Origin of the sequence: Citrobacter sp. H12-3-2 (genome assembly GCF_009649895.1) — a bacterium.
Classification (GTDB): Bacteria; Pseudomonadota; Gammaproteobacteria; order Enterobacterales; family Enterobacteriaceae; genus Citrobacter; species Citrobacter portucalensis.
In genome coordinates, this window is record NZ_CP045837.1 from 3,043,025 (window position 1) to 3,055,765 (window position 12,741).

The following is a 12,741-nucleotide window of genomic DNA, read 5'->3' on the forward strand; positions in this document are numbered from 1 at the left end:
ACAGGGCTTTCGCCCTGTTTATTATCAGTCAGAAAACTGAATTAGTGCTGGTTAGCTGTAGCATTGTTGCCATAACCAACCTGCTGAATCAGCACATTGGAGTCAGACGCTGTCTGATTAACCACAGCACCGTTACGACCACCGAACTGAGTTACGCTGATATCAGCATTTTTTGCATTCCACTGATTGATATCAGCACTGTTCTGGAAGCCGGTCTGTTTCAGGCTAATGGTACTGTCATCAGCACCTTGGCCGACAGTCGCACCGTTACCATGTCCGTGTTGTGTGATAGTCACGTCTGATTTACGTGCATCACTTTGCAGCGCATTCGCAACGTTACTAGAGCCAAATTGGTAAATACTCATTGAAGAGTCTGGGCCATAGTTGCTACCGCCACCATGATGATTACCGCCCCATTGCGGAACAACACCTGCCAGAGCACTGCCAGAAACTACGATTGCTGCGAATGCTGCCACTTTTAAAAGTTTCATGGTAAACCCCCATCGGATTGATTTAAACGTCGTTTATGGATTAGCGTTGAGTAACGCGAATTGCCATTTGCGACTGTCTCTGCACCACAACTGCTGTTTTTTGTGTACCGTACTGGGTAATATTGGCTTTATTACCAGAGCCTTTCTGGATAATCATCGCCGTATTACCGTAAGAGCTTTGTTTAATACTCGCATCATTAGAGCTACCCGTTTGATCAATATATGCAAAGTTATTTGATCCCGTCTGGTCTGTTTTCGCCCGGTTACCTGAACCTTCTTGCGAAATGACCGACAATAACTTGGTGCCCTCCTGGCGAGTATTTGCACTATTAGCAGTACCAACCTGACCAATAATGGCTGCCTGATTAAATGAAGACTTACTTAATTCATTTACCGCAAAGTTATATTCTGAATTAGCTAAATCATAACTGGTTGCGGATGCAATCCCAGGCACTCCCAGTATTGTAAACATCATAAATAACAACTTGTTTTTCATGTTGTCACCCTGGACCTGGTCGTACATGAAGTTAAATTAATTACCACTCAAATTGTTGTTAACATGACTTACATTTGTTAACGCCACGTTACGATGAAGAGTATGTCCGTGGAAACATTTTAAATAACTCACCCGCGAGTGGTATTTTTATATCCGGATTCACACCAAAGTACTAATTAACAGTGAATAACACCGCTTCTGGTCTGGCTTTTATTTTTATTTTGCTATCAGTAATGAATTTCTATGCAGTCACTGAGAAAGTGCATTTTGCACGATATCAGGGCCTCTCAGTACAACGTCGAGATAGACATCGGTACAAGTCGTGACAAAGGTCATTTTTTTCCATCTAAAATTGACCAACGTAAATTGAGACAAGGATTTTAGAATTCATTAGAAATCTAAAACTCAACAACCATTAATTAACTAATTTAAAATCAATGCGTTAGTATAATTTGTATGATTTTTTAAATCTATGCAGCAAAGGTAAAATGTACAACTTTCCTATCAAATCTAAACTCTAATAAAACCATAAAATCACATTTTAATATATAATTTTACAAGTTGTTACATATTTAACACTTGCTTTAAGATTTGTAATAGCTAGATTGAAATCAGTTGAAGTCCATTTGTTTTAATATTTTCACCCCTTTGGGTCGATATTTTATATCTACACAGCAGTGCAACATCTGTCAGTACTTCTGGTGCCTCTATTTTAGTAGAGACAGCTGTCAGGTGTGCGACTAAAAAGTGGAGTTTCATCATGTTTAATGAAGTCCATAGTATTCATGGTCATACATTATTGTTGATCACAAAACCTTCTTTGCAGGCAACTGCATTATTACAGCATTTAAAACAATCACTGGCACTCACCGGAAAACTACATAATATTCAACGTTCTCTGGATGATATATCCTCCAGCTGCATTGTTTTACTGGATATGATGGAGGCAGATAAAAAACTGATCCATTACTGGCAAGATAATTTGAGTAGAAAAAACAACAATATAAAGACGTTATTGTTGAATACTCCTGATGATTACCCTTATCGGGATATCGAAAACTGGCCGCATATCAATGGTGTTTTTTACGCAACTGAAGACGAGCAGCGTGTCGTAAGCGGCTTGCAGGGTATCTTGCGCGGTGAATGTTACTTCACGCAAAAACTTGCCAGTTATCTGATCACGCACTCTGGAAATTATCGTTATAACAGCACGGAGTCGGCACTGCTGACGCACCGTGAAAAAGAGATCCTTAATAAATTGCGTATCGGCGCCTCAAATATTGAAATCGCTCGCTCACTGTTTATCAGTGAAAATACGGTAAAAACACATCTTTATAATCTTTTCAAAAAGATAGCTGTCAAAAACCGTACGCAGGCGGTCTCATGGGCCAATGATAACCTCAGGCGATAAAGCCATGAAACGGTATTTGACCTGGATTGTGGCAGCAAATTTATTCTTTGCTGCCGGGAGTCTGCACGCAGCGACAACCGTAGAGGTGGAGGTTCCCGGGCTGTTAACTGACCACACTGTCTCTTCAATCGGGCATGATTTTTATCGGGCCTTTAGTGATAAGTGGGAAAGCGAGTACACAGGAAACTTAACCATTAATGAAAGACCCAGTGCGCGTTGGGGAAGTTGGATCACCATAACGGTCAATCAGGACGTTATCTTCCAGACTTTTTTATTTCCGACGAAAAAAGACTTCGACAAAATTGTAGTCTTCGCATTGGCACAAACTGAGGAAGCATTAAATCGCCGGCAAATAGATCAAACACTATTAAGCACTAGCGATTTAGCGCGTGATGAATTCTAAAACATGATTTTGTCCGGAGGCTTTCATGCGTGTTAAACATGCAGTGGTTTTGCTCATGCTAATTTCACCATTAAGTTGGGCCGGAAACATGACGTTCCAGTTTCGCAACCCAAACTTTGGTGGCAACCCGAATAATGGTGCTTTTCTGTTGAACAGCGCCCAGGCCCAGAACTCATATAAAGATCCAAGCTATGACGATTACGGTATTGAAACCCCGTCAGCTCTGGATAACTTTACTCAGGCGATTCAGTCACAAATTCTCGGTGGCCTACTCACCAACATTAATACCGGTAAACCAGGAAGAATGGTGACCAATGATTTTATCATTGATATCGCCAACCGGGACGGACAACTGCAATTGAATGTCACCGACAGGAAATCGGGGAAAACTTCGACAATTGAAGTGTCGGGTTTACAAACACAGTCGACCGACTTCTAAGTTATAGCCACGAAAGGAAATAATCATGCAGCGTTTACTTATCATGGTGGCAGTAATTTTACTCAGCGGATGTTTAACAGCTCCGCCTCAAGAAGCCGCTAAGCCGACATTAATGCCCCGAGCCCAAAGCTATAAAGACTTGACGCATCTGCCTATGCCTACAGGTAAGATCTTTGTGTCGGTATACAACATTCAGGATGAGACTGGCCAATTTAAACCTTACCCGGCAAGTAACTTCTCAACCGCCGTCCCGCAAAGCGCCACGGCTATGCTTGTCACCGCATTGAAAGATTCTCGTTGGTTCATCCCACTGGAACGTCAGGGGTTACAGAACTTGCTTAACGAACGCAAAATCATTCGTGCAGCTCAGGAAAACGGTACGGTTGCGATTAATAACCGGATCCCGCTACAGTCCCTGACCGCGGCAAACATCATGGTGGAAGGATCAATTATCGGTTATGAAAGCAACGTTAAATCGGGTGGTGTCGGTGCACGTTATTTTGGTATTGGCGCCGATACGCAATACCAGCTCGACCAGATAGCGGTAAACCTGCGCGTAGTTAACGTCAGCACCGGTGAGATCCTGTCGTCAGTGAATACCAGTAAAACCATTCTGTCTTATGAAGTACAGGCTGGGGTGTTCCGCTTTATTGACTACCAGCGTCTGTTGGAAGGTGAAATTGGCTACACCTCTAACGAACCGGTTATGCTTTGTCTGATGTCAGCGATTGAAACGGGCGTTATCTTCCTGATTAATGACGGCATCGATCGCGGATTGTGGGATTTGCAGGATAAGAAACAAGTTGATAATGACATCCTGGTTAAATACCGTCATATGTCGGTACCGCCAGAATCCTGATGGGTCTATACAGCATAAAAAGCGTGAGGAAAACCCTCACGCTTTTTTATTTACTGGTCAGCGTCGACGATATTCTATTTTCACGGCGAGATGCCAGCCACAGACCACTGTTTTTCATTGCATAGCCGAATACGAGGCCCAGTGCCAGTGACGGTACAACCAGTCGCCAGTCGCCCTGCCCTGCAAATGTTGCACATGCGCCAATGAACGTGCCCGGTACAAATGAAAGCAGCCATTGCTTTGCCTGGATACACATCAGAAACGCGACAATTCCTGTCATGACATAACCAATAATGTCCATATGCGGAGCAAGCGCACTACCGTTAATAATCACCAACGCCCACACCACACCGCTTAGCAGCGTACACGCCGAGATCCACAGTCCTTTTAACCCACCTTGCGGGCAGGCGAAATAAGCCGTGCAACCCAGAAAGCCAGCCCAACTGAGTAAACCAAGAGAAACGGCCACCCATCCCCAGATCCCGGAGAGAATGCCCGTTGTGATTGCAATTGAGAGAAGTATGTTCATGCCGCGCATCTTAGCAGAAAAACGGCATGGTAATGAGATCGCGCACACAATTTATGCAAGCTTATAAATTGAGTTGCACTTTTAAGTGACGTACGTCACATTTATTCGTCTGTATCTTCCTGCAATTCGTCCCACATCGCACCAATGGCATCACGCGTCAGCGGTGCTATCGTACGCCAGAAAGGCGTGTTCGCGTGCGCTTCAACTTTACCAAGGAACGTACCGCACCAGGGCAGCAAGTAGTCTACAAACAAGGTTTCAAGCGCCTCACTTTCATCTTCCGCAGACTGGTCCTCAAGCCATGAAGCCGCCAGCAACAGCGTACCAATGTGATCTGCCGGTGTATCAGCCAGCGGCATGCCCCGGGCTGAAAGAAATGCACGAACATCAGATTCTTTCGCCCCTTCTACCCAGGCACTACGATAAGGCGGCACTGCACACTCGTCACCGACAAACAGCGCGTTGTAATCTGCAGCCAACTGGGGCATATCGCAGCTCTTCTGTAAACGGGTGAGCAGTTCGTCCTGTTCCAGCGGCCAGTTGGCGGACAGTTTACCTTCACTAATCAGGGTAAACAGGGGAACCAGTAAAGGGTCCTGCGGTTGGCGGTAAAACAGCGAGCCCAGTACACGACACAGGATAGAAAACTCGTTCATTGATATATTCCAGTTAGTAACAATTACAGTTCAGCAAATTCCGCGATCGGCTCCATGCCTCGCGATTCCAGAAACGCCAATAGACGTTTAGGTGTGACGTTTAAAATTCTGTCTTCAGGGAAATTAACATCATCCAGGATTTTACGGCATTCGCCAAATTCTCCCAGCGTGAAAGCGGTATGTGAATCCGACCCTAACGCCACCCAGCCACCAGCATCACGCACAGCCGCAGCAACCGCACGGCAATTATCCTCACTGCCCTTACGCGAATGCAAAAACGAAGAGTTATTGATTTCCAGTGCAACCTGGTACTTTGCCGCCGCCTGCGCAATTGCTTTAATATCAACAGGATATTTGGGATTTCCCGGATGACTTATGATGTGCACATTACCGCTGGCCATCGTAGCTATCATTGCCTGGGTATTGGTGTCTTTATCGTGAGGTGCAAAAACCGGCTCATGGAAGCCCGCAATAATGAGGTCCAGGGAGGTAAACATCGGACCTGAACAGTCAATTTCACCTTCAATATTCTTAATATTGGCTTCTATTCCACGCAGGATCCCCACGCCATCCACGACACGCGGCCAAATACGCATATTGATAAAGTGCCAGTGGTGAGGCGCATCCGCCATGTCCGGTCCATGATCGGTAATGGCAAATAGCTTGATGCCTTTGCGACGAGCTTCCGCGATGTAATCACTTAAGGTGCTGTAGGCGTGGGTGCTGGCGACGGTATGCATATGCAGGTCAACGGGATACATAACTCTCTCCTGTAGTCATTTTCCGTCAAGGATAGCAGGTATCGCCGCCATTAATACCCTAAAATTCGAGTCGCAGGCAGGTGGCAAGGGAGTGATACCTGAATCACTTACTTACGTAGGTGATTCAGGTGAACAACCGTAGCCAACGCACATGCAGCTTGAAGTATGACGGGTATTTTAGCTGAAACCCGGTACTTGCCGGGTTACCATCAATATCCCCGAACGCGATTGACCTGACCTGTTACGACTTGCCCGCTCTCCAGGTTCATAATCGTGCGGGAGATATAGTCCACCGCTTCTGCCGGACGGGTAACTGCGGCAATATGTGGCGTCATCGCCACACGCGGATGTTTCCATAATGGGCTGTTTTCTGGCAGCGGTTCACGGCTATAAACATCCAGCATGGCCCCCTTCACCTTGCCGCTTTCCAGCGATGCCAGAAGATCGTCTTCATTAAGATGAACACCGCGTGCAAGGTTCAGCACGTAGGCGCCATCCTGCAATTGGCTAAGTAAATCAGCGTTAATAATGCCTACGGTTTCTGCCGTATTAGGCAGAAGGTTGATCAGCACGCGAGTTTGACTCAAAAATGCGCCCAGTTCCTCAGTACCGGCGAAGCTTTCCACGCCAGACCAGGATTTACGCGTACGACTCCAGCAGCGCAGTGGGAATCCCCATGCTTGCAGGCTTTCGGCTACTTTTGCGCCCAATACCCCAGCCCCCATGATCCCGACGGTAAACTCCTCGCGAGTATATTCTGACAACGGCTGCCATTTCGCCTGATTTTTCAATGCCTGATAATCATCAAAGCGACGAAACCAGTGCAGCACCTGACTGACAGCATATTCCTGCATTTGCAGGCCCATACCCGTATCTTCCAGACGGAAAAGCGGGATCGACGCATCCAACATTTCCGGATGAGCATTGAGTTTACTGAGAATAGAATCGACACCCGCTCCCAGCGCAAATACGGCTTTTAATTTTCGTCCTGCGAGCATTTCAACCGGCGGATGCCAGACCAGCGCATAGTCAGCATGTGCATTATCACCCGCTTTCCACTCACGTACGTTCGCACCAGGTATTGCCTTTGCCAACGCATTAATCCACCAGGTCGTATCGAATGTTGGGTGATAGAAAATTATATCCATATTGTCTCCTGAACATTGTTGTGCGGAACTTTCTCGCACTTATTATCATCATTTTTCGAGGGAACATCAGAGTAGCAAATTTTAGGATGCTGGCAAAAAAAACAATTCCCGCTTATTTATGCTCCATGTTGCTTGAAGTTTGTGTAAATGCACATTTTTTTCAAAAAGTTGATTGACGGCGGGGCGGTGTTTCCCCTACATTAGCGCCCGTTCCGGTAGCACAGGAACAACAATATGGTGAGGTGTCCGAGTGGCTGAAGGAGCACGCCTGGAAAGTGTGTATACGGCAACGTATCGGGGGTTCGAATCCCCCCCTCACCGCCATATTTTAAGAAGAGCTCGTACGCAAGTACGGGCTTTTTTTTCGCATGTTGCACATCTGCGGGGGGATGAGAAACCCCGACCGGGGTTCGACTGCTGGCTCAGCCAGCTGGACAGACCGCGAACGGAGTGAGTGGGCTGCCCGAAGGGTGAGCAAAGCGAGTCAATCCCCCCTCACCGCCATATTTTAAGAAGAGCTCGTACGAAAGTACGGGCTTTTTTTTCACATATTGCACATCTGCGGGGGGATGAGAAACCCCGACCGGGGTTCGACTGCTGGCGCAGCCAGCTGGACAGACCGCGAACGGAGTGAGTGGGCTGCCCGAAGGGCGAGCAAAGCGAGTCAATCCCCCCCTCACCGCCATATTTTAAGAAGAGCTCGTACGCAAGTACGGGCTTTTTTTTCGCATGTTGCACATCTACGGGGGGGATGAGAAGCCCCGACCGGTCATGTACTGGCGTCAAACAACAAAGCCCGGTTTCCCGGGCCTTGAAGACGGAGTACTTATCAGTTGTAAGCGTTGAGCGTCCGCTGACAGAGCGCAGAGCGGACGCAATCGTCTTTATTGAAACGAACAATCCCAACCATCTCATCTTCTTCGAAACGGGCCAGCGCATCGCTAAGCCCTGAGCGAACGTGGGCTGGTAGATCGCACTGGGTCACATCCCCATTCACAATCACCGTCACATTCTCCCCGAGGCGGGTCAAAAACATCTTCATTTGCGCAGCAGTGACGTTCTGAGCCTCGTCAAGAATGACCACTGCATTTTCAAAGGTACGTCCACGCATATAGGCGAACGGCGCGATTTCCACCTTACCAATCTCAGGTCGCAGGCAATATTGCATGAAGGAGGCTCCCAGCCGTTTGACAAGCACGTCATACACGGGGCGAAAATAGGGAGCAAACTTCTCGGAAACATCTCCAGGTAAGAAGCCGAGGTCTTCATCAGCTTGCAGAACTGGACGGGTTACAATGATCCTGTCCACATCTTTATGGATCAGGGCCTCTGCTGCTTTTGCCGCGCTGATCCAGGTTTTACCACACCCGGCTTCACCGGTGGCGAAGATCAGCTGTTTACTCTCGATAGCATTCAGGTAGTGCGCCTGAGCTTCATTCCGCGCCGTGATTGGCGAGGCGTCGCGACTGTCACGCGCCATACCAATCGTTTCTACGCCGCCCATCTGCACAAGCGAGGTGACCGATTCATCTTCACGTTGCTTATGGCTACGCGAATCCCGCCTCAGCACACGTTTTGCTTCACGACGAGCTTTGATCACTGCTTTTTGTCTTCCCATGGATAGCACCTTGAGTTGTAGGTATACATCACACGCGCCGTTGGCGGCACGATTATGCGCACGAACATCTGAGGGTTGGCTTCCTTGTAAGCCATTGCTTGCTTTCGGATAAGACGCCACGCACAGCTACGCGCACCGTACAGGGCGTCAGTTGCGAAGATAAGAAGTGAATGAGCGAGAGATTTAGCGGTGACGAGGAGGCTACCGGAAGAGAAACGTCCGCGTAAGGTACTGCTGTTACTGTGAAAAACGTGTCCAATACAGGACTTTTCCATTCGCGATCTCCATAGTGAATGACAATCACCGCCGGGAACTACCGCTATTACTTATAAGTACATCATAACCTTTCGCTAATGCAACAATATTTTTACTTGTTGTTAACTTAAATTCTATCTTATCACCAGAGACAGTCTCTTGCAGAAAGATGACAGAATTATTTCAGTCGCATACCGATCATAAAAAATAGTTTGTTCCTTCATCAAGATGTCAGGAAAAACCCCGCTGTACTGCGGGGCATAATCATCAGGCTTCAAGCAGAGACTGTCCCAGATAATTATCTGCAGTTTTAACACCCGGCAAAGCAAAGAAATATCCCCCACCAATCGGTTTGACATATTCTTCCAGCGCTTCACCGTTCAGACGTTTCTGCACTGTCAAAAAACCTTTTTCCAGATCGTGTTGATAGCAGACAAACAACAGCCCCATATCCAGTTGACCGGAATTAGTCACACCGAGCGAATAACTGTAGCCACGACGCATCATCAGGCTGGAGTCGGTCTCTTTCGTACGCGGATTTGCGAGACGGATATGGCTGTCGAGCGCAATCACCTCGCCTTCAGGATCGCTGGCATAGTCAGGCACATCATGCTCATGCTGCATACCCAGCGGTGCGCCGGTGTGTTTATCGCGACCAAAAATCGTTTGCTGCTCTTTCAGCGGCGTACGATCCCAGAACTCAACGCGAAACTGAATGAGCCTGACGGCCTGATAGCTTCCGCCTTGTGCCCAGGCAGGCTCGCCCTGCCCGTCCGTAACCCACACCACGTCTTGCATCAACTTCGCATCCGTAGCGTCCGGATTCGCGGTGCCGTCTTTAAAGCCAAGCAAATTGACCGGGGTCTCTTTGCCTTTACTGCGTGCGGCGTGGTCGGAAATAAAACCTTCACGTTTCCAGCGCACGCTAAGGAGATCGGGCGTATGTTTAATGATATCGCGCAACGCGTGGATGACGGTGTCCTGGGTGTTGGCACAAATCTGCAGCAGCACATCGCCATGGCACAGCGCCGCATCCAGTGAATCATTCGGGAAGCGGGTCATTTTTTGCAGCTTTTTCGGCATCTGCGATTTCAGGCCATAGCGTTCATCAAACAGCGAGGAGCCGACTGACAACGTCATCGTCAGGTTGTCTGGCGCAATGTATGCGCCGAGGATACCTGAATCCATAGGAGGAAGACGCGGATTCGGCGTATCCGGCGCCGGTCCACCGGTGGTCAGAAACGCAAACCGGCTGGTCAGCAACCGGAATAAACGCTCAAGATCGGCCTTATCGCTGGCGAGAACATCGAACGCCACCAGCATCATTGATGCCTGCTGCGGCGTCAGGATCCCCGCCTGATGCTGACCATAAAACGGCTGCGCTTCACTACGTGCATCCGGAGACAACGTGCCCGGCGCGCTTTGTGGTTTTTGCGCGTGGGCAACCGGACACCCACCCGCCAGCGCCAGCGCCCCACCCAGGGCGCCCATCCCTTTCAGTAAACGTCGGCGTGACGGTTCGCTCACGCCGTTTTCATTATCTTGCTGCATAGTGCTTAATCCAGACCCAGAACACCGCGTAATTGCGACAAATCTTCCGCCAGCGTCGTGATTGGCCCTTTCAGTGCATTACGATCGGCATCAGTCAGTTTGTCATAGGTTTCAAAGCCGTCTTTGGTACGGTACTTGCTCAGAATGGTATCGACCTTTTTGAAGTTCGCATCCACCTTCGCAAGCAGTTCAGCATTGGATTTTTGCAACTGAGGACGCAGGAGATCGACAATTTTCTGCGCACCATCGACGTTGGCCTGGAAATCCCACAGATCGGTATGGCTATAGCGATCTTCTTCCCCACTGATTTTGCTGGCAGCAACTTCTTCAATCAGTCCTGCTGCCCCGCCAACAACTTTAGACGGTGGGAAAGCCAGCTCGCTAATACGCGTTTGCAGGTCAAGAACATCGCTGTTTAATTGGTCGGCGTACTTATCCATACCTTTGGTGGTATTGTCGCCAAACAGCGCTTTCTCCAGGCGGTGGAAGCCGGTGAATTTAGGATCGGCGGCTTTTTGTTCGTAATCATCTTCCCGCGCATCGATGCTGCCGTCGAGATCGGAGAACAGTTCAGCAATCGGTTCAATACGCTCATAATGCTGACGGGTTGGCGCATACAGCGATTTCGCTTTTTCCAGATCGCCTGCCTTAATCGCATCGGTAAAGGCTTTAGTGCCCGCAACCAACTGCGCGGTTTCGGCTGTCACATAGGCTTTGTATTCGGTAATCGCGCCGCTCAGACTCAGCAGAGCCTCGCTTTGCGCGGCATCCGCCGTTGCGCTACCTTTTACGATCAGTTTGCCTTTCGGGTTAGTCAACAGACCGCAGGTCATATCATATTCGCCTGGCTGGAGGTTAGCGGTCATTTTCTGGCTAAAGCCTGGTGCAATGTTTTCGCGCTCTTCAACCACCATAACGCCTTTTAGGATCTCCCACTCCAGCGCTTTCTGGCTATGGTTCTGGATGATGAACTGCGTTTTCCCGGCATTAACCGTGATAGTCATCGGTTCACATTGTTTGTCGTTAACCGTGACTTTCACCTGCGGAATATCGGCAGCTTGTGCATTAAAAGCGGAGGCAAACAGCGCGGCGATACCTAGCTGCAGCGCACTACGGCGAAAATTAAACGTCATAACCTATCCCTATAAATAAGTATGTTGTAACTAAAAAGTATTCTGCATCGCGTTTTTATCAAGGTGCGGTACGCGATGCCGTAGTGCCTGAACGCGGCGGTAACGCAAACATAACCAACGCCGGAATCAGGTAGATAAACCAGACAGCGACTTCACTAACGCTTGGCGCTTCCTGATAGCCGAAAATGCCTTCCATCAATGTGCCAAACAGTGAATGCGTCGACAGCACACTGCTCAGGTCAAACGCCACATCCTGAAAATGATTCCACAACCCGGCTTCGTGGAAAGCGCGGATTGCCCCAGCGGCAAGACCGGCAGCCACCAGCAAAATGAACAGGCTGGTCCATTTAAAGAATGCCCCGAGGTTGAGGCGAATGCCGCCGAGGTAAATCAGGTAACCCAGTACCACCGCGGTAGCCAGTCCCAGCATCGCGCCTAACGGCGGCCAGATACCTACATCCTGCTGGAATGCTGCCAGTAGAAAGAACACCGACTCCAGCCCTTCACGGGCAACAGCAAAAAAGACCATCATCACCAGCGCCCAGCCGTGATGGTTGCCGCGTTGCAACGCGTTATCGACAGCCTGTTCAAGCTGGACTTTGACGTTGCGCGAAACTTTACGCATCCAGAACACCATCCAGGTAAGGATCACCACGGCAATGACCACCACGATGCCTTCAAACAGCTCCTGTTCTTTTTGCGGAAATTCACCGGTGGTTTCGTTGATGAAAATCCCTAACGCCAGGCATAACGCCGCCGCCAGCAGAACACCAATCCACATCACACCAATCCATCGACCACGCTGAGTCCGTTTCAGGTAGCTGGCAATCAGGCTGACAATCAGCGCGGCCTCTAACCCTTCGCGCAACATAATTAAAAATGGAACAAACATGCGAAGAACCCTTAAACGTTATTCTCAGTCAATTGATGAAAAGAAAAGTAAATTACAGTGATAGTGATTATCATTACAGCAAAGAAAAACTCAAGCAGA

Annotated in this window: 15 protein-coding genes, 1 tRNA gene and 2 other RNA genes; 7 read left to right on the forward strand and 11 right to left on the reverse strand. The window is 48.6% G+C overall.

What is annotated here, in order from left to right:
- Nucleotides 1-41: 41 nt before the first annotated feature.
- Both csgA and csgB read right to left on the reverse strand, forming a co-directional pair.
- On the reverse strand, nucleotides 42-491 hold the full coding sequence (gene csgA / locus GHC22_RS14605; RefSeq protein ID WP_008784338.1) for a curli major subunit CsgA: 450 nt from the start codon (nucleotides 489-491) through the stop codon (nucleotides 42-44).
- Between the two features lie 40 nt (nucleotides 492-531).
- Nucleotides 532-987 (reverse strand): curli minor subunit CsgB, encoded by a 456-nt coding sequence (gene csgB, locus GHC22_RS14610; RefSeq protein WP_032941802.1) that lies wholly within the window; start codon nucleotides 985-987, stop codon nucleotides 532-534.
- 760 nt (nucleotides 988-1,747) lie between these two features.
- Here csgB and csgD point away from each other — a divergent pair.
- The 4 genes from csgD to csgG are packed head-to-tail and all read left to right on the forward strand — an operon-like array spanning nucleotide 1,748 to nucleotide 4,099.
- On the forward strand, nucleotides 1,748-2,398 hold the full coding sequence (gene csgD / locus GHC22_RS14615; RefSeq protein ID WP_003832092.1) for a biofilm master transcriptional regulator CsgD: 651 nt from the start codon (nucleotides 1,748-1,750) through the stop codon (nucleotides 2,396-2,398).
- Between the two features lie 4 nt (nucleotides 2,399-2,402).
- Nucleotides 2,403-2,801: a curli production assembly/transport protein CsgE gene (gene csgE / locus GHC22_RS14620; protein WP_008784336.1), complete on the forward strand. Its 399-nt coding sequence runs from the start codon at nucleotides 2,403-2,405 to the stop codon at nucleotides 2,799-2,801.
- A 25-nt stretch (nucleotides 2,802-2,826) separates the two neighbouring features.
- Entirely contained in the window at nucleotides 2,827-3,240 is a 414-nt protein-coding gene (csgF, locus tag GHC22_RS14625) for a curli production assembly/transport protein CsgF (protein WP_003832089.1), read from the forward strand.
- A 25-nt stretch (nucleotides 3,241-3,265) separates the two neighbouring features.
- On the forward strand, nucleotides 3,266-4,099 hold the full coding sequence (gene csgG / locus GHC22_RS14630; RefSeq protein ID WP_153753366.1) for a curli production assembly/transport protein CsgG: 834 nt from the start codon (nucleotides 3,266-3,268) through the stop codon (nucleotides 4,097-4,099).
- Between the two features lie 46 nt (nucleotides 4,100-4,145).
- Here csgG and GHC22_RS14635 read toward each other — a convergent pair whose 3' ends face one another.
- The 4 genes from GHC22_RS14635 to ghrA form a co-directional block, all read right to left on the reverse strand.
- Nucleotides 4,146-4,628, reverse strand: a complete 483-nt coding sequence (locus GHC22_RS14635) for a DUF1097 domain-containing protein (RefSeq protein WP_032934412.1) — start codon at nucleotides 4,626-4,628, stop codon at nucleotides 4,146-4,148.
- A gap of 101 nt (nucleotides 4,629-4,729) precedes the next feature.
- The gene (locus GHC22_RS14640) at nucleotides 4,730-5,284 is read right to left on the reverse strand and encodes a molecular chaperone (protein ID WP_003832084.1); all 555 of its coding nucleotides are present in this window, start codon (nucleotides 5,282-5,284) and stop codon (nucleotides 4,730-4,732) included.
- Nucleotides 5,285-5,307: 23 nt separating this feature from the next.
- On the reverse strand, nucleotides 5,308-6,045 hold the full coding sequence (locus GHC22_RS14645) for a phosphatase (protein ID WP_008784332.1): 738 nt from the start codon (nucleotides 6,043-6,045) through the stop codon (nucleotides 5,308-5,310).
- Nucleotides 6,046-6,254: 209 nt separating this feature from the next.
- Nucleotides 6,255-7,193: a glyoxylate/hydroxypyruvate reductase GhrA gene (gene ghrA, locus GHC22_RS14650; protein WP_032942943.1), complete on the reverse strand. Its 939-nt coding sequence runs from the start codon at nucleotides 7,191-7,193 to the stop codon at nucleotides 6,255-6,257.
- A 236-nt stretch (nucleotides 7,194-7,429) separates the two neighbouring features.
- Here ghrA and GHC22_RS14655 point away from each other — a divergent pair.
- The 3 genes from GHC22_RS14655 (at nucleotide 7,430) to GHC22_RS14665 (ending at nucleotide 7,878) form a co-directional block, all read left to right on the forward strand.
- Nucleotides 7,430-7,517, forward strand: a tRNA-Ser gene (locus GHC22_RS14655).
- Between the two features lie 44 nt (nucleotides 7,518-7,561).
- Nucleotides 7,562-7,697, forward strand: a non-coding RNA gene (locus tag GHC22_RS14660) — RtT sRNA.
- A gap of 44 nt (nucleotides 7,698-7,741) precedes the next feature.
- A non-coding RNA gene (locus tag GHC22_RS14665) (RtT sRNA) lies at nucleotides 7,742-7,878 on the forward strand.
- Between the two features lie 144 nt (nucleotides 7,879-8,022).
- Here GHC22_RS14665 and phoH read toward each other — a convergent pair.
- The 5 genes from phoH to efeU form a co-directional block, all read right to left on the reverse strand.
- On the reverse strand, nucleotides 8,023-8,811 hold the full coding sequence (gene phoH / locus GHC22_RS14670; RefSeq protein WP_032942942.1) for a phosphate starvation-inducible protein PhoH: 789 nt from the start codon (nucleotides 8,809-8,811) through the stop codon (nucleotides 8,023-8,025).
- A complete protein-coding gene (locus GHC22_RS24585; RefSeq protein WP_194841946.1) occupies nucleotides 8,790-9,086 on the reverse strand; it encodes a hypothetical protein in 297 nt (98 codons plus the stop codon). The genes phoH and GHC22_RS24585 overlap by 22 nt, the downstream gene beginning before the upstream one ends.
- Before the next feature lie 247 nt (nucleotides 9,087-9,333).
- Nucleotides 9,334-10,617, reverse strand: coding sequence for an iron uptake transporter deferrochelatase/peroxidase subunit (efeB, locus tag GHC22_RS14675; protein ID WP_008784328.1), 1,284 nt, complete (start codon nucleotides 10,615-10,617; stop codon nucleotides 9,334-9,336).
- Between the two features lie 5 nt (nucleotides 10,618-10,622).
- Nucleotides 10,623-11,750, reverse strand: coding sequence for an iron uptake system protein EfeO (gene efeO / locus GHC22_RS14680; RefSeq protein WP_008784327.1), 1,128 nt, complete (start codon nucleotides 11,748-11,750; stop codon nucleotides 10,623-10,625).
- 58 nt (nucleotides 11,751-11,808) lie between these two features.
- On the reverse strand, nucleotides 11,809-12,642 hold the full coding sequence (gene efeU, locus GHC22_RS14685; protein ID WP_153753367.1) for an iron uptake transporter permease EfeU: 834 nt from the start codon (nucleotides 12,640-12,642) through the stop codon (nucleotides 11,809-11,811).
- Nucleotides 12,643-12,741: the final 99 nt, after the last annotated feature.

Bases quoted from the DNA above. Each gene is read 5' to 3' on its own strand.
- csgD (WP_003832092.1), top strand. From the start codon at position 1,748: ATGTTTAATGAAGTCCATAGTATTCATGGTCATACATTATTGTTGATC.
- csgB (WP_032941802.1), bottom strand. From the start codon at position 987: ATGAAAAACAAGTTGTTATTTATGATGTTTACAATACTGGGAGTGCCT.
- ghrA (WP_032942943.1), bottom strand. From the start codon at position 7,193: ATGGATATAATTTTCTATCACCCAACATTCGATACGACCTGGTGGATT.
- GHC22_RS14635 (WP_032934412.1), bottom strand. From the start codon at position 4,628: ATGAACATACTTCTCTCAATTGCAATCACAACGGGCATTCTCTCCGGG.
- GHC22_RS14640 (WP_003832084.1), bottom strand. From the start codon at position 5,284: ATGAACGAGTTTTCTATCCTGTGTCGTGTACTGGGCTCGCTGTTTTAC.
- efeU (WP_153753367.1), bottom strand. From the start codon at position 12,642: ATGTTTGTTCCATTTTTAATTATGTTGCGCGAAGGGTTAGAGGCCGCG.
- efeB (WP_008784328.1), bottom strand. From the start codon at position 10,617: ATGCAGCAAGATAATGAAAACGGCGTGAGCGAACCGTCACGCCGACGT.
- phoH (WP_032942942.1), bottom strand. From the start codon at position 8,811: ATGGGAAGACAAAAAGCAGTGATCAAAGCTCGTCGTGAAGCAAAACGT.
- csgE (WP_008784336.1), top strand. From the start codon at position 2,403: ATGAAACGGTATTTGACCTGGATTGTGGCAGCAAATTTATTCTTTGCT.
- csgF (WP_003832089.1), top strand. From the start codon at position 2,827: ATGCGTGTTAAACATGCAGTGGTTTTGCTCATGCTAATTTCACCATTA.
- GHC22_RS14645 (WP_008784332.1), bottom strand. From the start codon at position 6,045: ATGTATCCCGTTGACCTGCATATGCATACCGTCGCCAGCACCCACGCC.
- GHC22_RS24585 (WP_194841946.1), bottom strand. From the start codon at position 9,086: ATGGAAAAGTCCTGTATTGGACACGTTTTTCACAGTAACAGCAGTACC.
- csgA (WP_008784338.1), bottom strand. From the start codon at position 491: ATGAAACTTTTAAAAGTGGCAGCATTCGCAGCAATCGTAGTTTCTGGC.
- csgG (WP_153753366.1), top strand. From the start codon at position 3,266: ATGCAGCGTTTACTTATCATGGTGGCAGTAATTTTACTCAGCGGATGT.
- efeO (WP_008784327.1), bottom strand. From the start codon at position 11,750: ATGACGTTTAATTTTCGCCGTAGTGCGCTGCAGCTAGGTATCGCCGCG.